This is a genomic window from Actinomadura sp. DC4 (assembly GCF_030406325.1).
Taxonomy (GTDB): Bacteria; Actinomycetota; Actinomycetes; order Streptosporangiales; family Streptosporangiaceae; genus Actinoallomurus.
This window is the reverse complement of the sequence record NZ_JAUEQY010000002.1, coordinates 79233-94639: the sequence shown is the minus strand read 5'-3', so window position 1 is coordinate 94639 and position 15407 is coordinate 79233. Positions and strand designations below refer to the sequence as shown.

Below are 15407 nucleotides of genomic sequence, written 5' to 3'. Positions count from 1 at the left end.
CCTGAAAGAACGTCTTCCGCTATGGAGCCCTCAGTATTCGTCGTGGTAGCGCATGTCGGGGCTGCCCGCCGGCACCCCGCCGGAGGCGCGGCCCTTCGGCTCCTCCCACTCCTCCTGGCGGCCCAGCGCCGTCACGTCCAGGTAGCCGCGCGTGCTGCCGAGCATCTCCAGGCCACGCGCGTGGGTGGAGTAGGTGTGGTAGATCGTCTCGCCGTCACGGAGGAAGGCGCTCAGGCCCGGCTGCTCGATCGGCTGTTCGCCGGCGACGTAGTAGCCCGTGGGCCCCGCCTCGTGCTCGGCCTTCGTGCGGAAGTTGTAGACGATCGGCGTCACCGAGTCGTCCAGCGTCACGTGGAAGTCGTAGTTGAAGTCGCTCTCGTACGAGGAGTACCAGGGGAACGTCCACCCCATGCGCGACCTGAACGCCGCGATCTTGGCGAGCGGCGCGCGGGACACCGCGACCAGGTTGGTCTCGCGGGCGCGCAGGTGGGAGAGGTCGGGGATGTCGTCGGCCGTGCCGGAGCAGCTCCGGCAGGCGGCGTCCCAGCTCGGGTCGAACATGAAGTGGTGGACGACGAGCTGGCGCCGGCCGTCGAACAGGTCGAGCAGGCTCACCCGGCCCTCAGGGCCCTCGAAGACGTAGTCCTTGTCGATCTCGACCATCGGCAGCCGGCGGCGCGAGGCGTTCAGCGCGTCCTGGGCACGCGTCGCGGCCTTCTCCTTGGCGAGCAGTTCCTTGCGGGCGGCCAGCCACTCTTCCCGGCTCACGACCTCGGGCAGACTCATCGGGCACTCCTCCGAAACGGCGGATCCGTCACAGACTTAGACCGCCGCGGGGCGCGGAACTCATCGGTCACAGGTGCGGCGGCAGTCCGAACAGCGCGAACAGCCTGGTGTCGAGGAAGCAGTCGATCCCGACGACGCGGTCACCGCTCAGCCGCAGGATCTGCAGCGCCCACGGCTCGTGCCGGCCGCCGGGACCGCTGGGGCGGTACTGCCCGAACGCGGGCGCGGCGTTCGCCTCGACCGGGACCAGTCGCGAGCCCCGGCACCCGCTGCCCTGCCCGTGCCACCACGTGCGCAGCTCCTCGCGGCCGCGCAGCCACATGGCGTAGGGCGGCATGGTCTGGGTGGCGTCCTCGTGCAGCAGCGAGACGAGCCCGTCGATGTCGAAGCGCTCGAACGCGTCGACGTAGCGCGCCACCAGCGAGCGCTGCGCGGAGTCCAGAGGCTCGACCGGGTCGGAGTCGGTGACGCCGCGCTCGTCGAGCGTCGTACGGGCCCGCTGGAGCGCGCTGTTGACCGAGGCGGCCGAGGTGTCGAGCAGGTCGGCGACCTCGCCGGCCCTCCAGCGCAGCACCTCGCGCAGGATCAGCACCGCGCGCTGCTTGGGCGGCAGGTGCTGCAGCGCGGCGACGAACGCCAGGCGGATCGTGTCGCGGTAGACGGCCTGCTCGGCGGGGTCACCGCCGGACGGCAGGACGCCGGCGTCGGGGGCCGGCTCGATCCAGGCGGTCTCGGCGAGCGGCGGGTCGATCGGGGCGTCGGCCGTGGTGGCGGGGCCGAGGTCCACCGGCCGGGCCCGGCGCTTGCGGCTGTTCAGCAGGTCGAAGCAGACGTTGGTGGCGATGTGGTAGAGCCAGGACCGTAGCGACGAGCGTCCCTCGAACCGGTCGAGGCCCCGCCACGCGCGTACGAAGGTGTCCTGCACGGCGTCTTCGGCCTCGAAGACCGAGCCGAGCATGCGGTAGCAGTAGCCGGTGAGCTCCACCCGGTAGTGCTCGAGCTCCTCGGGACGATGGCGTTGAGCCGTGGTGTCGCCCATCACAGTGGATCACCTCTGTCGACGTCCGGCGATGGGGCCATCGTAGGCGCCGGCCCTGACAGAACCAGGGCGACCAGCGGAAATCCGCCCGTTGACAGGGAACCGTGCGATCCGGAGGATCCGAATCATGGCTTCCGTACCGAGCAACCCCGAATCCGTGTTCACCTATGGCGCGCCCCTGCTCAAGTTCGGTGCCGGGGCCTCCGCGGAGATCGGCTACGACCTCTCCCAGTACGGCGTGCGGCGCGTGCTCGTCGTCACCGATCCCGGGGTCGCCGCGACCGGGAGCCCGGAGCGCGTCGCCGAGCAGATGAAGACCTACGGGATCGAGGCGCAGGTCTTCGACGGCGTACGGATCGAGCCGACCGACGAGGGGATGCGGGCGGCGATCGCGTACGCGCGCGAGTCCGGGCCCTGGGACGCCTTCGTGGCGGTCGGGGGCGGCTCCAGCATCGACACCGCGAAGGCGATCAACCTCCTGACCACCAACGACGGCGAGCTCGTCGACTACCTCAACCCGCCGATCGGCGCGGGCCGTGCCCCGGAGCGGCCGCTCAACCCGCTCGTCGCCGTGCCGACCACGACCGGGACCGGCGCGGAGAGCACGACCGTCTGCGTGCTCGACGTCCTGGACCTGCGGGTCAAGACCGGGATCAGCCACCCGCGGCTGCGGCCCACTCTCGCGGTCGTCGACCCCGAGCTCACTCTTACGCAGCCGGGCGGCGTCACCGCCTCCTCCGGCATGGACATCATCTGCCACGCGCTGGAGAGCTACACCGCCCGCCCGTACACCTCCTTCGAGCGCAAGAGGCCCGAGCAGCGCGTGCCCTACTGCGGAGCCAACCCGGTCGCCGACATGTGGTCCGAGAAGGCCCTCACGCTGGTCGCCCGGTCCTTCCGCACGGCCGTGCACGACGGCGGCGACACGGCCGCCCGCGAGGACATGGCGCTCGCCGCGACCTTCGCGGGGCTGGGCTTCGGCAACGCGGGCGTGCACATCCCGCACGCCAACGCGTACCCGATCGCCGGTCAGGTCCACGACTTCCGCCCGGCCGGGTATCCGGAGGAGGAACCGATGGTGCCGCACGGCATGGCCGTCGCGCTCACCGCGCCGGAGGCCTTCCGCTTCACCTTCGAGGCCGGGCCGGACCGCCACGTACGCGCGGCGCAACTGCTCGGGCCCGAGGCCGAGCGCCCCGGCGACCCGGCCGAACACCTTCCCGCGGTGCTTCTCGGCCTGATGCGCGATATCGGCATTCCCGACGGGATCGGCGCGGTCGGCTTCACCGAGAATGACATTCCCGAGCTCGTCGCGGGCACGATGAAGCAAGAACGGCTACTGGCGACCGCGCCGCGTGAGGCGACCGAAGAGGACCTGACCGGAATCTTCACTCGGTCGCTCTCCCTTTGGTGAAAATCACCAGAGAAAGGCTCACGAAAGAACGATGTGCTCAGGAGCGCCGTGCGACTCCCGCATAGCCCCATGACTGCGCCGGGTCGGGGAACGGGACGTCGGCCGGGTCCGGGTGCCACAGCGGGAGGTAGACCAGGCCCGGATCGATGAGGTCGAAGCCGTCGAAGAACGCCTCGATGCTGGCGTGGTCGCGCGGCCGCCCGGGGGCCGAGGCGCGGGAGTAGAGCTTCTCGACGGCCTCGACCACCTGGCTGGAACGCCCGTCGAGCGTGCCGTGGGAGATGGTCAGGAAGCTGCCGGGCGCCATCGCCGTGCGCAGGCGTCGGACCAGGTCACCGGGGTCTTCTTCGTCGGTGATGAAGTGCAGCACCGCGACCAGCAGCACGGCCACGGGCCGGTCGAAGTCGATCAGCCGGGTCACCTCGGGGTGACCGAGGATCGCCTCCGGGTCGCGCAGGTCCGCGTGCACGATCGTGGCCCGGTCGTTGCCGGCCAGGATCGACTTGCTGTGCGCGATGGCGACCGGGTCGGTGTCGACGTAGACCACCTGGGAGTCCGGGGCCGCCGCCTGGGCGATCTCGTGGACGTTTCCCAAGGTGGGGACGCCGGAACCGATGTCGAGGAACTGCCGGATGCCCGCGTCGGCCAGGAAACGGACCGCGCGGCCGAGGAACGCCCGGTTGGCGCGGGCCGCCTCGCGCGCGGTGGGCTCGATCGCGGTGAGCGCGCTGGCGACGTCGCGGTCGACGGCGAAATTGTGTGAGCCACCCAATAGGGCGTCATACACCCGGGCCACGTTGGCGCGTTCTACGTCGACTTCGGGAGGTGCCCAGCTTTCGTGCTCCACCTGCTCGCCATTCGTGTCGGGGCCAGGAGAGGCCGTAACCACATGCGCTCACGGCCGCCAGTTCACCCTAGATGGTGGCGACGCGCGGGTCGACGGGGAGAGGACATATGCGAACATAGTTCCAGAATTGCGTATGCGTGGCGTTTGCTCCCTCATGCCGTTCATAGGAGGATCTAGTGCTGCCGCTACACGGAGCGGACAGGGAGGCCTGCGCGATCGTGGAGCATCGTCCTGAGGCCGACGACCGCAGGCCGGAGACGGCCGCGATGGCGCCCGGCCTGACCGCGCTCGCGACATTAGCCGTGACCACCACCGGCAGCGTCCTGCACTGGAGCCCCGCTGCGGCCGGCCTGTTCGGCCGTGCCGACGCCGAGGTGCACGGCCGCGACCTGTGCGAGGCGGTGCTGGGCGGCGAGCACCGCGCGGTGGTCGCCTCCGCGGTCACCGGCGCCGCGACCGGCGCGGCCTCGGTCACCGTGCTGCCCGTACGCCTCGGCGACGGGCACACCGTCCCGGTCGAGTTCCGCTGGGAGCCGCTGACCGACGCGGCGGGCGGGGTCACGGTCGGGGTCAGCGCGCTGCCCCGGCACGACGAGGAGAGCGTGACGGACGGGCGGCCCGCCGACCAGACGATTCTCGGCATCGGCGCGACGCTCGACCTGCGGCAGACCGCCCGCGAACTCGCGGACGCCCTCATCTCCCGCCTCTGCTACGGCGCCGGCGTCTACGTCCTCGAACGCCTCCTGGTCGATGACCAGATGCCGTCGTATGAGGAGGCCGAGTCCCGCGTCGTCGTACGGCGGATGGCGCTGGTCGTCTCCGACGGCACGCAGGGCGAGTGGGCGTCGGCGTTCCCCGCGGACGAGGTGATCGCCTACGCGGCCGACACGACCGTCGCGCGCAGCATGACCACCGGGCGGCCCATCGTCTTCACCTCGCTGGACAGCCAGACCCTGGGCCGGTTCAAGGACCGCCTGGCCGTACGGCCCCGCATCAACGAGGCGTTGAGCTACCACAGCTTCCTGACCGTGCCGCTCATCGCCCGCGGCCACGTCATGGGCTTCACCGTCCTCGCCCGCCGGCCCGGCGAGCCCCCCTTCACCCGGGCCGAGGCGACGCTCGCGCACCGGATCGCCGAGCACGCCGCCGTGTGCATGGACAACGGGCGCCTGTACGACCGCGAGCGCCGTACCTCCAAGACCCTCCAGCGCAGCCTGCTGCCGGTGGCCCTCAAGACGCCGCCCGGGACCCGGATCGCCCACCGCTACCTGCCCGCCGGTCAGACGAGCCGGATCGGCGGCGACTGGTACGACGTGATCCCGCTGCCCGGCGGGAAGGTCGCGCTGGTCGTCGGCGACGCCATGGGCCACGGCACGGCCGCCGCGCTCGTCATGGGCCAGCTCCGCACGGCCGTCCGCATCCTGGCGCGGCTCGGCCTGCCGCCCGCGGACCTGCTGCGCCACCTGGACGAGATCGCCCAGGAGCTCACCACGGCACAGTTCGCGACCTGCGTCTACGCGCTGTGCGACCCGGGCGCCCGCACGCTCACCATCGCGCGTGCCGGGCACGTCCCGCCGATCCTCGCGACGGCCGACGGCGCCTCCGTGCTGCTCGACCTGCCCCCGGGTCTGCCGCTCGGCGTCGGCGAGGCCAGCTACGAGGCGATGGAGATCCACTTCCCCGACGACGCCACGCTAGTGCTGTGCACCGACGGGCTGGTGGAGAGCCGCGACCGCGACATGGACACCGGCCTGGCCGAGCTGCGCTCGCTCCTGCCGGGAACGCTCCCGGACCTCGAGGCCACCTGCGAGGCCGTCGTCGAGCACCTGCACACGGGCGCGGGCGCCGACGACGCCACCCTGCTCCTCGCCCGGCTCACGCCCCGGCCGCCCGGGTGAACCGCGCGCCCCACTCGCGGATGTGCTCGGTCAGCTCGGGCGGGCCGAGCACCTCGAACTCGGCGCCGATCGTGCCCAGCGCCAGCGTCGGCCAGTCGAGGGAGTCCGCGGTCATCCGCAGCAGGCACCGCCCGTCGCCGAGGTCCTCGACCTTCGCCCACTGACCGATCTTGGGGTGTACGGCGTCCGCGGACGCGTGCACGACCGCCTCGACGGTGTACGGCGTCGGGAGGTTGACGATGCCGCTCCGTACGAACGTCGCGGGGTCCTCGGCCGGCAGCTCGCGCGGGCGGAACCGCTCGCCCGTGCTCGCGGGATCGGCGAGGCGGTCGAGCCGGAAGCTGCGCCAGTCGTGCCGCGTCAGGTCGTACGCGACGAGGTACCAGCGGCGGCCGAGGGAGACCAGCCGGTGCGGCTCGACGTGGCGGGCGGTCCGCTCGCCGCGGGCCGCCGTGTAGGCGAACCGCAGGCGCTCCTCGTCCCGGCAGCTCTGCGCCACGGTGGTCAGGACGTTCGAGTCGACGGTCGGCCCGTTGCCCCACACGGCGGGCACCGTGGCCGTGCGCAGTGCGTCCACCCGCCGGCGCAGCCGCGGCGGCATGACCTGCACGACCTTGGTGAGCGCGCGGATGGAGGACTCCTCGATGCCGGCCACCGCGCCCTGGGCGGCGGCACGCAGCCCGATGGCGAGCGCGACCGCCTCCTCGTCGTCGACCACCAGCGGGGGCAGCGCGGCGCCCGGGGCGAGCTGGTAGCCGCCGTCCACGCCGCGCTGGGCCTCGACCGGGTAGCCCAGCTCGCGCAGCCGGTCGACGTCGCGGCGCAGCGTGCGGACGGACACCTCGAGCCGCTCGGCGAGCTCGGCGCCGGGCCAGTAGCGGTGCGTCTGCAGCAGGGACAGCAGCCGCAGGGTCCGCGAGCTCGTGTTCGCCATGGGCCCATCATGCCCGCGATTGAGGACGGAAACTGACCGCTGTCACGGGGGAGGGACCGGCACCTCCACGAGCAGCGAGGTGCCGCCGCCACTGGGGCTGACCACCTTGATCGTCCCGCCGAGCGACTCGATCCGGTCCTTGAGCCCGAGCAGCCCGGACCCGCGGGTGGGGTCGGCGCCGCCGACCCCGTCGTCGTTGACCCGCAGCCGCAGCGTCGTCTCCTCCACGGACAGGTCGATGTGGACGCTCGTCGCCTGGGAGTACTTCGCGACGTTGGTGAGGGCCTCGGAGACGGTGTAGTAGATGGCGACCTGGATGTGGTCGGGCAGGTTCCGGCCGATGCGCGCGTTGAGCGCGGCCGGCACCTCCGACCGCTGGGTCAGCGCCTCCAGGGCGTTGCGCAGGCCGCTGCGGGACAGCGTCGCCGGGTGCAGGCCCCGCGAGATCTCCCGCAGGTCGTCGAGCACGCTGTCCAGGCCGCGTACGGTCCGGGCGAGGTGTTCGCGCAGCGGTCCGAGGCGCGGGTCGACCGTGGCCTGGGTGACCCGCAGGTCCTCGCCCAGGGCGGTCAGGCGGCGCTGCGGGCCGGTGTTCAGGTTGCGCTCGACGCGCCGCCGGGCCTCGTCGGCCGCCGCGACGATCCGGGCGGAGGAGGCGAGCAGCTCGTTGCGGTTCTCCGCGTTGGCGATCGCGGTGGCGAGGAGCTCGACGAACTCCACGAGGCGTTCTTCGGTGTCCTCGGGCGGCGGCTCGTGGTCGAGCGAGAACACCGCGATCATCCCCCAGAGATGCCCGCTGACCGTGATCGGGCAGCCCACGACGTAGCGGATCCCGTGGACGCGCGACCAGACCCCGATCGTGCTCGTGGCGCGGTCGGTGTTCACGCGCGCGGGCTGCAGGGTCCTGATGATCTGCGCGGCGGCGCTCTGGTCCTCGACCGGCCAGCGCCCGCTGACCGGCGGCATGATGTCCGGCGCTCCGGGGGAGGTCCAGTGGCCGACCGCCGTCGCCACCAGGCCGGGCTCGAAGCGGTTGACCACCGCGTACTCCATCCCCTGGATCCGGCCCAGCTCACTGGCGACCGCGGTGAAGATCTCCGCGGGCGAGACGCCGCGGGCGATGAGCGTGGCGATCCGGCGCAGCGCGCCCTGCTCCTCGACCACCCGGCGGAGCTGCTGCCGGTCGGCCTGGAGCGAGCCGGCCATCACGTTGAAGGTGCGTTCGAGCACTCCGACGTCGTTGCGCGAGACCTCCGGGATGCGTACCGACAGGTCGCCGCCGGCCAGGTTGCTGGCCATCGCGGACGTACGGCGGACCGGGCGGAGGATGGCGCGCCTCAGATAGCCGGAGAACAGCAGCAGCAGGGCGAGCGCCCCGCCCGCTCCGGCCGCCGCGATGATCGTCGCCTTGGTGGCGTCTCTGGAGGCGCGGGACTCATCGGACTCGATCAGGTCGCTCTGGGTGGCCATGAAGAGGTCGAACCGCGCCCGCAGCGGCTGCAGGCGCTGCTCTCCCTCGGCGATCGTGGCCATGGACCGCGCGGAGCCGGGATCCGCCCGGATCTCGGTCACCAGCGGGATCGAGTAGTCCCGTACGTACATCTCGGTGTCCCGGACGATCTGGCGTGCGCGCCCGGCCTGCCCGGGGTCGCCCTTGGCCGTGAGCCGTACGAGGGAACGGCCCTCGGCGATCACGTCGTTCTGGGCGTCGCCCAGCGGGGCGAGGAGCCGTTTGTCCCCGGTGATGATGAACCCGCGGACGCCGGTCTCCAGATCGGTCACCAGGCGTTCGAGGCGGTTCGCCGAGGACAGGATGGCCTTGGAACGGTTCGCGACGTCCGCCGAGTCGCGCAGGTCGATGATGACCGCGAACAACAGCGCGTACGCCCCGATGGCGAGCAGCACGACGATCCCGCTCGCGAACACGATGCGGCGGGTCAGCCCGCCGCGCGGATCGGACCTCGACCGCAGGCGGCGGAGCGCCCGAGCCCCCACTGCGCATCCCCCCGGACGGCGACTACATGACGGTGCCCCGCCTGTCACTCTACGGTGACATGACCGGTTCCGGCTCCGCGGGACCGGCCGTGACCAGGTGTTTCTCCTGTCAGAGGCCGGTCGTCAGGGCGTATCCCGCGGCGGCGGCCACGAAGCCGAGGAGCAGGCTCACGAAGGCGTTGAGCCCGGCCTCCAGCAGCGAGCCCTCCTCCAGCAGCCGCGTGGTCTCGAAGCTGAACGTGCTGAAGGTCGTGAATGCGCCGCAGACGCCGGTGCCGGCGAAGACGAGGAGGTCCTTGGGCAGCGACTGCGCGGCCCCGGTGAGCAGGCCCAGGATCAGGCAGCCGGTGAGGTTGACGACGAGCGTGCCCCACGGGAAGACGCTCTCGTGGCGCCGCTGCACGGCGCGGTCGAGGAGATAGCGGGCCGGAGCGCCGATCGTGCCGCCCAGGAAGACCAGCAGGACCATCATGGCCGGCCGCCCTTCGCCTCCGCCCGGCCGGCGTACCGGTAGACCTCGACGTCGTCGAGCATCACGAGCCCCCGGTCGATCAGGTCGTCCAGCTCGGGAAGGAAGGCGTTGATCTTGTCTTCGGTGTCGACGATCACGATGGCGATGGGCAGGCCGTCGCTGAGGGACAGGATGCGGCTCGTGTGGATGCGGGTCGAAGCGCCGTAGCCCTCGACGCCGTGGAAGACGCTGGCGCCCGCGAGCCCGTGCTCGTGCGCGCGGTGGACGATCTCGGTGGAGAGCGGCCGGTGGCGGTGCTGGTCGGTGTCGCCGATGAAGATCGTCAGCCGGAGTGCGCGACCGTGCAGCCTCATGTGCTCCGTCCTTCCCGTCCTCGCCGTACGGGCAACCGGCCGATGAGCCGGGCGAGCGTGATGCCGCACCATACCGCCGCGACACCGCCGACCAGACTGTTCAGCGCGTACGCGTCGGCGAGCGCCCCGGACCCGTGTGCGACGAGGCCGCGCATCTCGACGGTGAACGTGGAGAACGTCGTGAACCCGCCGAGGACCCCGATGCCGACGAAGGGCCGGACGTAGCGGCGTGGCGGCCAGACCTCCAGCACGAACACCATGAGGAAGCCGAGGGCGAAGCACCCGCTCAGGTTGGTCAGGAAGGTGGCCCAGGGAAAGCGGCCCTGGTGGGCAGGAAGGGCGGTCGCCAGGAGATAGCGCGCCACGCTCCCGAGCCCACCGCCGAGGGCGATCGCGCCGATGACATCGAGCTGCCGATCGCGCCGGGCGGGCCCGCGCGTACGGAAGACGTCCTGGCCGGCGTGGAGGTCGACGGCGGCGTCGGGGTCGATGGGGCCGTGCGTCATCACGACGTCCTCTCGTCCTGAGTGGTCGTGGCGGCGTCACACGGCGGAGAACACTGTGCGGGCATGGCACCTTCCTGACCAGTGGCCAGGAGCCGTCAGCGGTTCGCCCGCGGTTCGGAGGTGAGCCCCATCACCTGTTGCTCGCTCCATTGTGCCGCATCCGGAAACGCGGACGGCCCGTGGGTCCGGGGGACGCGCGGGCCGTCGGTCGCGTTCGGGTCAGCGGGTGAAGCGGTCGAGCAGGGAGGTGGCCTGGGGCCGCCGGTACCAGGCGATGACGGCGAACAGGACGCCGTAGACGACGGGCAGCAGCGCCCAGACCGGGTCCAGCACGAGGATCTGGGTGAGGACGGCGCCGGCCATGAGGCCGATGAGGCCGATCGCGGCGGGGGTGACCAGCCGGGGGACCAGCAGGCCGATCCCACCGGCGGCCTCGATCGCGCCCGTGAGGTAGCGGAACCACTGACCCCAGCCGATCTTGTCGAAGGTCTCCACCGCGTCCCGCTGGCCGGCGAACTTCGGCGCGGCCGAGGCGATCAGCAGGAAGGCGGCCAGGAGGATCTGGACCGTCCAGAGCGTGATGTCGACGGCGCGCCGCCGGGTCGTCGTCGCGGGCACGGCCTGGGCTTCGGTCACGGTGGTCATGGCGTTCGCTCCTTCGTCGCGGGTGGCCGTCTCAACCCGGCCTCTCGCTGACGCGTCGAACGGGAGACGCCAGGATCGACACGGGGGGCGGAGAAAACTCACGCGAGAAAAATTCCGGGCAGGTGTCGAACCGTCCGCTTCCCGTTCGACGCGTAGGCAAGGGACGGGCACGAGCCCGGACCGACCGCAGAAGGAGAGATCATGCGCTTCCTGATGATGACCAAGGGCGACACCGGCTCCGCAGACGCCCCGCCGGACGAGAACCTCATGGCGGAGATGGGCAAGTTCATCGAGGAGATGACCCAGGCGGGCGTGCTGCTCGCGACGGGCGGCCTGGACCCCAACGGCATCAACATCAAGAGCTCCGGCGGCGAGATCACGGTGACTGACGGCCCCTTCGCCGAGTCAAAGGAGGCCGTCGTCGGCTTCGCCCTGATCGAGGTCCGGTCGCGGGAGGAGGCGATCGAGATGTCGAAGCGCTTCTGGAAGATCGTCGGAGACGGCGAGGGCGAGATCCGCCAGGTCTTCGGCCCCTGAGGCCGAGCAGGTCCCGTACGGCTCCGGCCGTACGGGACCGTCGTCCTGGTCAGGGGGTTGCGACGGCCGGGGAACGATGCTCTGATCGGTCGGGTGACCGCTTCGGACACCCATCGCGCGATCGACGCGGTCTGGCGGATCGAGTCGGCCCGGATCATCGCCGCCCTGACGCGGATCGTCCGGGACGTCGGCGTCGCCGAGGAGCTCGCCCAGGACGCGCTGGTCATCGCGCTGGAGAAATGGCCGGAGTCCGGCGTGCCGGACAACCCCGGCGCCTGGCTCATGGCCACCGCGAAACACCGCGCGATCGACCTGCTGCGCCGCAACAAGCGGCTGGAGACCAAGCAGGAGCAGCTCGGGCACGAGCTGGAGACCGCACCCGACGCGGCCGAGGCCGAGATCGACGCCGCGCTCGACGACGACGTGGGCGATGACCTGCTGCGTCTCATGTTCATCTCCTGCCATCCGGTGCTGTCCACCGAGGCACGCGTCGCGCTCACCCTCCGCCTGCTCGGCGGCCTGACCACCGAGGAGATCGCCCGCGCGTTCCTCGTGCCGGAGCCGACCGTCGCGCAGCGGATCGTTCGCGCCAAACGGACGCTCGCCAAGAAGCGGATCCCCTTCGAGGTGCCACCCGAGGCCGAACGCGCCGCCCGGCTGTCGTCCGTGCTCGAAGTGCTCTACCTCGTGTTCAACGAGGGGTACTCCGCGACCGCCGGCGATGACTGGATGCGGCCCGCGCTCTGCCAGGAGGCGCTGCGCCTCGGCCGGATCCTGGCCGAGCTCGCGCCCCGGGAGCCGGAGGTGCACGGCCTGGTGGCGCTCATGGAGATCCAGGCGTCGCGCTCGTCCGCCCGTACGGGCCCGTCCGGCGAGCCGATCCCGCTGCTCGAGCAGAACCGCGGCCGGTGGGACCAGTTGCTCATCCGCCGCGGGTTCGCCGCCCTGCTGCGCGCCGAGAAGGCCGGCGCACCACTCGGCCCGTACGTCCTGCAGGGCGCCATCGCCGCCTGCCACGCCCAGGCGCACCGCCCCGAGGAGACGGACTGGGCGCGCATCGCGACGCTCTACCAGGCGCTCGCCCTGCTCACCCCGTCGCCGGTCGTCGAGCTGAACCGCGCGGTCGCCGTCGGCATGGCCTCCGGCCCGGCCGGTGGCCTGGAGCTGGTCGACCGGCTGGTGGACGAGCCGTCGCTGCGCAACTACCACCTGCTGCCCAGCGTGCGCGCCGACCTGCTGTCGCGCCTGAACCGGCCCGGCGAGGCGCGGGTGGAGTACGAACGCGCCGCGGCGCTGACGCGCAACGAGCGCGAGCGGGCGCTACTCCTCGACCGCGCCGCCGCCTGTGAGACCTGACCGCCGGCCGGGCGTTCAGGTTCAGGGTCAGTCCGGCAGGGGGGCGATGAGCAGATTGGGGTCCCCGCCGGCGAAGTAGGCGCCGCTGGTGACGTAGACGGTCCGGCCGCGTACGGCCACCGAGGTGGGGTTGTCCAGGCCGTCCGCCGCGGTCAGGACCACCGTCGCGCGGCCTTGGGCGTCGACGCGTACGACCGTGTTCTCCTGGTTGATCGCCGCGAGCACCGTACGGCCGGCGAACGCGAAGTCATCGACCGGGCCGAGGTCGCGGGCGACAACGCGCGGGGTGCCCGAGGCTCCGCCGCGGCCGACCGGGATGCGGATGAGCGTCCCGGCGCCGATGTTGGAGACCCAGACCGCGCCGCCGTGGACCTTGAGGCCGTTCGCGCCGAACCCGCCGACCGGCGTCAGCGCGTCGCCGGTGGCCCACTCGGACGGGGCGCCGCCGCGTACGGGGACGCTCCAGATCACCGGGGCGGCCGAGTCGGCGACGTACAGGCGGCCGCTCGCCCAGTCGGCGGCCAGGCCGTTGAGGAAACCGCCGGGCGGCAGCGTGGCGACACGTACGGGAGCGCCGCCCGGCCGTACCCGGTAGATCCCGGTACCGCCCGCCGTGCCGGTGGACACCGTGAAGAAGAGCGTGCCGTCCGGGGCGCGGACGATGCCGCCGAGGAAGATCTTGCTGTGGTTGTTCGGCACGTCGCCGTCCGGAGGTACGGGCACCTGGGCGAGGATCCGGACGCCGCCGTCCCGGCCGACGCGGGCGACCTGGCCCGTGTAGGCGAACGTGACGTCGGCCGATCCGTCCGGTTCCAGGGCGATGTTCTCCGGCTCCTGCCCGGCGGCCCGGTCCAGGTGGACCACTGTCGGAGGCGGCGTCGCGACGCCGAGTGCCAACGCCAGAAGCACGGTGCTGAATATGGGCATGCCGAAATCTCCGATGAACGGTAGAGGGGAGGCCGGGGGCGCCCGGCCGGGACCAAGTGTCGGCGACACCGGGGTGAGAGCACAAAGATCGGTTGGGTCCTGCGCGTATACCGCACGGGTATCGGCCGCCCGATACGCCTACCGTGGTGGGTGTGATGGTCGACCTGCGTCTCATGCGCTACGTCGTGGCGGTCGCCGACGAGGGCGGGTTCCAGCGGGCGGCGGAGCGCCTGCACATGGCGCAGCCGCCGCTCAGCCGCCAGATCCGCGACCTCGAACGCGAGCTCGGCGTCCGGCTGTTCGACCGGCGGCCGACCCGGCTGACCGAGCCGGGGCGGGTGTTCGTCGAGTCCGCGCGCAAGGTGCTCGCCGACGCGGCGGGGCTGGTGGAGGCCACCCGCCGGGCCGGGCGCGGGGAGACCGGCGTGGTGCGGCTCGGCTACGTCCCGAGCGCCGCGCACGAGACGCTGCCGCACCTGCTGGCGGCGATGGCCGACGAGCGCCCCGGCGTACGGGTCGACGTACGTGAGGCGTGGTCGGCCGAGCTGGACCTGGCGCTGCGCGAGGAGCGGATCGACGTCGCGCTGGCCCGTGGCGTCCCGGAGCGGGAGATGTACGCGCGGGCGACGCTGCGGAGCGAGCCGCTCATGGTGGTGCTGGGCGAGCGGAACCCGCTGGCCGGGCGCGACGGGATCCGGCTGCGCGACCTGCGCGGGCGGATGTTCTGCTTCTTCCCCCGCCACGTCGCGCCCGACTCCTACGACGCCGTGCTCGGCGCGCTGCGGCACACCGGCGAGGAGTTCGAGGTGTGGGAGAACACGGTCCCGCAGGCGCGCCACGACCGCCTGCGGGCGGGGGAGGACTTCACCGTCGTGCCGCGCTCGCTCGGCGGGGAGCCGCCGGCCGGGACCGTGAGCCTGCCCATCCTCGATGATCTGCCGACCATCGACGTCGAACTCGTGTGGCGGCCGGACTCACTCTCCCCGTCGGCGGGCGCCCTGGTCGCGCTCGCGCGGCGGCTCACCTGGTCTCACTGAGTCACTCCGGCGAGCTCCAGACTGCGGTCCCAGAGATCGTTCGCCGGTCGGTCATTCGTGGCTCCCGGTGAGCGTGGTGACGAGCTCCTCGATGAGGCGTTCGTCGGGCAGCCGGCGGGTGGCGAGCAGCCGGTACCAGAGCGTGCCGAACACGATGTCGATGACGGTCTCCGGGGAGACGCCCGGCGGGAGGTCGCCGCGGGCGGCCGCGCGGGAGACGACAACGCCGAGGGCATCGCGGCGGAGCTGCAGGAAGTCGTCGCGGAACCGCTCGCCGAACTCCGGGTCGATCTGGGCCTCGGCCATCAGCGCGCGGAGCACGGCGACCACCTGGTCCCGGCGGCCGAGCTCGAAGGTGGCGGTGAGGAACGCCCGCAGGTCGCCGGCGTAGTCGCCCTCGTCCGGCACGGGGATGTGGAGGTCGGCCTTGGTGGCCAGCGCGTCGAGGAGTACGTCGGCCTTCGAGGCCCACCAGCGGTAGATCGTCTGCTTTCCGGCGCCGGACCGGGCCGCGATCCCCTCGATGGTCAGGCCGGCGTAGCCGACCTCGGCGGTGAGCTCGGCCGCCGCCGCGAGGATCGCCAGCCGGCTCTCCTCGCTGCGCCTGCGGCCGGGCCGCCCCGGTCGATCGTCCATGCCGCCATGCTAGCTTGAAACGAGA

At 72.1% G+C, this 15407-nt stretch carries 16 protein-coding genes and 1 riboswitch; of the genes, 5 read left to right on the top strand and 11 right to left on the bottom strand.

The genetic code is table 11. The annotated features are described in order from the left end of the window. Positions 1–30: 30 nt before the first annotated feature. Positions 31–786 carry a DUF899 domain-containing protein gene (locus QWU11_RS02940; protein WP_290103424.1) on the bottom strand — a complete coding sequence of 252 codons (756 nt, stop codon included), beginning with the start codon at positions 784–786 and terminating at the stop codon, positions 31–33. 67 nt (positions 787–853) lie between these two features. Continuing rightward, positions 854–1825 (bottom strand): sigma-70 family RNA polymerase sigma factor, encoded by a 972-nt coding sequence (locus QWU11_RS02935; protein WP_290103423.1) that lies wholly within the window; start codon positions 1823–1825, stop codon positions 854–856. A 127-nt stretch (positions 1826–1952) separates the two neighbouring features. Between QWU11_RS02935 and QWU11_RS02930 the strand changes: the two genes are divergently transcribed. Continuing rightward, positions 1953–3239, top strand: a complete 1287-nt coding sequence (locus QWU11_RS02930) for a hydroxyacid-oxoacid transhydrogenase (protein WP_290103422.1) — start codon at positions 1953–1955, stop codon at positions 3237–3239. Positions 3240–3276: 37 nt separating this feature from the next. Here QWU11_RS02930 and QWU11_RS02925 read toward each other — a convergent pair whose 3' ends face one another. Continuing rightward, positions 3277–4086 carry an SAM-dependent methyltransferase gene (locus tag QWU11_RS02925; RefSeq protein WP_290103421.1) on the bottom strand — a complete coding sequence of 270 codons (810 nt, stop codon included), beginning with the start codon at positions 4084–4086 and terminating at the stop codon, positions 3277–3279. A gap of 218 nt (positions 4087–4304) precedes the next feature. Between QWU11_RS02925 and QWU11_RS02920 the strand changes: the two genes are divergently transcribed. Then, on the top strand, positions 4305–5984 hold the full coding sequence (locus QWU11_RS02920) for a SpoIIE family protein phosphatase (protein ID WP_290103420.1): 1680 nt from the start codon (positions 4305–4307) through the stop codon (positions 5982–5984). Here the strand turns inward: QWU11_RS02920 and QWU11_RS02915 are convergent. The 6 genes from QWU11_RS02915 to QWU11_RS02890 all read right to left on the bottom strand — a co-directional run bounded on the left by QWU11_RS02915 (position 5962) and on the right by QWU11_RS02890 (position 10889). Continuing rightward, the gene (locus QWU11_RS02915; protein ID WP_290103419.1) at positions 5962–6918 is read right to left on the bottom strand and encodes a YafY family protein; all 957 of its coding nucleotides are present in this window, start codon (positions 6916–6918) and stop codon (positions 5962–5964) included. The genes QWU11_RS02920 and QWU11_RS02915 overlap by 23 nt on opposite strands. 42 nt (positions 6919–6960) lie before the next feature. Further along, a complete protein-coding gene (locus QWU11_RS02910) occupies positions 6961–8913 on the bottom strand; it encodes a CHASE3 domain-containing protein (protein WP_290103418.1) in 1953 nt (650 codons plus the stop codon). Positions 8914–9022: 109 nt separating this feature from the next. Beyond that, positions 9023–9385: a fluoride efflux transporter CrcB gene (gene crcB / locus QWU11_RS02905; protein ID WP_290103417.1), complete on the bottom strand. Its 363-nt coding sequence runs from the start codon at positions 9383–9385 to the stop codon at positions 9023–9025. Next, positions 9382–9738 (bottom strand): DUF190 domain-containing protein, encoded by a 357-nt coding sequence (locus tag QWU11_RS02900; protein ID WP_290103416.1) that lies wholly within the window; start codon positions 9736–9738, stop codon positions 9382–9384. Before QWU11_RS02900 ends, crcB (QWU11_RS02905) begins: the two co-directional genes overlap by 4 nt. Beyond that, on the bottom strand, positions 9735–10244 hold the full coding sequence (gene crcB, locus QWU11_RS02895; protein ID WP_290103415.1) for a fluoride efflux transporter CrcB: 510 nt from the start codon (positions 10242–10244) through the stop codon (positions 9735–9737). Before crcB (QWU11_RS02895) ends, QWU11_RS02900 begins: the two co-directional genes overlap by 4 nt. 79 nt (positions 10245–10323) lie before the next feature. Continuing rightward, positions 10324–10388, bottom strand: a riboswitch (Fluoride riboswitch). A gap of 75 nt (positions 10389–10463) precedes the next feature. Next, positions 10464–10889, bottom strand: a complete 426-nt coding sequence (locus QWU11_RS02890) for a DoxX family protein (RefSeq protein WP_290103414.1) — start codon at positions 10887–10889, stop codon at positions 10464–10466. 201 nt (positions 10890–11090) lie between these two features. Between QWU11_RS02890 and QWU11_RS02885 the strand changes: the two genes are divergently transcribed. Together QWU11_RS02885 and QWU11_RS02880 are read left to right on the top strand one after the other, a co-directional pair. Continuing rightward, positions 11091–11426, top strand: a complete 336-nt coding sequence (locus QWU11_RS02885; protein WP_290103413.1) for a YciI family protein — start codon at positions 11091–11093, stop codon at positions 11424–11426. A 93-nt stretch (positions 11427–11519) separates the two neighbouring features. Next, a complete protein-coding gene (locus tag QWU11_RS02880) occupies positions 11520–12782 on the top strand; it encodes an RNA polymerase sigma factor (RefSeq protein ID WP_290103412.1) in 1263 nt (420 codons plus the stop codon). Between the two features lie 27 nt (positions 12783–12809). Here QWU11_RS02880 and QWU11_RS02875 read toward each other — a convergent pair whose 3' ends face one another. Further along, complete coding sequence (locus tag QWU11_RS02875; RefSeq protein ID WP_290103411.1) at positions 12810–13691, bottom strand: hypothetical protein; 882 nt, start codon at positions 13689–13691, stop codon at positions 12810–12812. A 173-nt stretch (positions 13692–13864) separates the two neighbouring features. Between QWU11_RS02875 and QWU11_RS02870 the strand changes: the two genes are divergently transcribed. Further along, a complete protein-coding gene (locus QWU11_RS02870) occupies positions 13865–14746 on the top strand; it encodes a LysR substrate-binding domain-containing protein (protein ID WP_290103814.1) in 882 nt (293 codons plus the stop codon). Between the two features lie 51 nt (positions 14747–14797). Here QWU11_RS02870 and QWU11_RS02865 read toward each other — a convergent pair whose 3' ends face one another. Then, positions 14798–15382, bottom strand: a complete 585-nt coding sequence (locus QWU11_RS02865) for a TetR/AcrR family transcriptional regulator (protein WP_290103410.1) — start codon at positions 15380–15382, stop codon at positions 14798–14800. Positions 15383–15407: the final 25 nt, after the last annotated feature.

Excerpts from the sequence above, each read along its gene's own strand:
- QWU11_RS02940 (WP_290103424.1), bottom strand. The coding sequence starts at position 786 with ATGAGTCTGCCCGAGGTCGTGAGCCGGGAAGAGTGGCTGGCCGCCCGC.
- QWU11_RS02935 (WP_290103423.1), bottom strand. The coding sequence starts at position 1,825 with ATGGGCGACACCACGGCTCAACGCCATCGTCCCGAGGAGCTCGAGCAC.
- QWU11_RS02930 (WP_290103422.1), top strand. The coding sequence starts at position 1,953 with ATGGCTTCCGTACCGAGCAACCCCGAATCCGTGTTCACCTATGGCGCG.
- QWU11_RS02915 (WP_290103419.1), bottom strand. The coding sequence starts at position 6,918 with ATGGCGAACACGAGCTCGCGGACCCTGCGGCTGCTGTCCCTGCTGCAG.
- crcB (WP_290103417.1), bottom strand. The coding sequence starts at position 9,385 with ATGATGGTCCTGCTGGTCTTCCTGGGCGGCACGATCGGCGCTCCGGCC.
- QWU11_RS02900 (WP_290103416.1), bottom strand. The coding sequence starts at position 9,738 with ATGAGGCTGCACGGTCGCGCACTCCGGCTGACGATCTTCATCGGCGAC.
- crcB (WP_290103415.1), bottom strand. The coding sequence starts at position 10,244 with ATGACGCACGGCCCCATCGACCCCGACGCCGCCGTCGACCTCCACGCC.
- QWU11_RS02890 (WP_290103414.1), bottom strand. The coding sequence starts at position 10,889 with ATGACCACCGTGACCGAAGCCCAGGCCGTGCCCGCGACGACGACCCGG.
- QWU11_RS02885 (WP_290103413.1), top strand. The coding sequence starts at position 11,091 with ATGCGCTTCCTGATGATGACCAAGGGCGACACCGGCTCCGCAGACGCC.
- QWU11_RS02870 (WP_290103814.1), top strand. The coding sequence starts at position 13,865 with ATGGTCGACCTGCGTCTCATGCGCTACGTCGTGGCGGTCGCCGACGAG.
- QWU11_RS02865 (WP_290103410.1), bottom strand. The coding sequence starts at position 15,382 with ATGGACGATCGACCGGGGCGGCCCGGCCGCAGGCGCAGCGAGGAGAGC.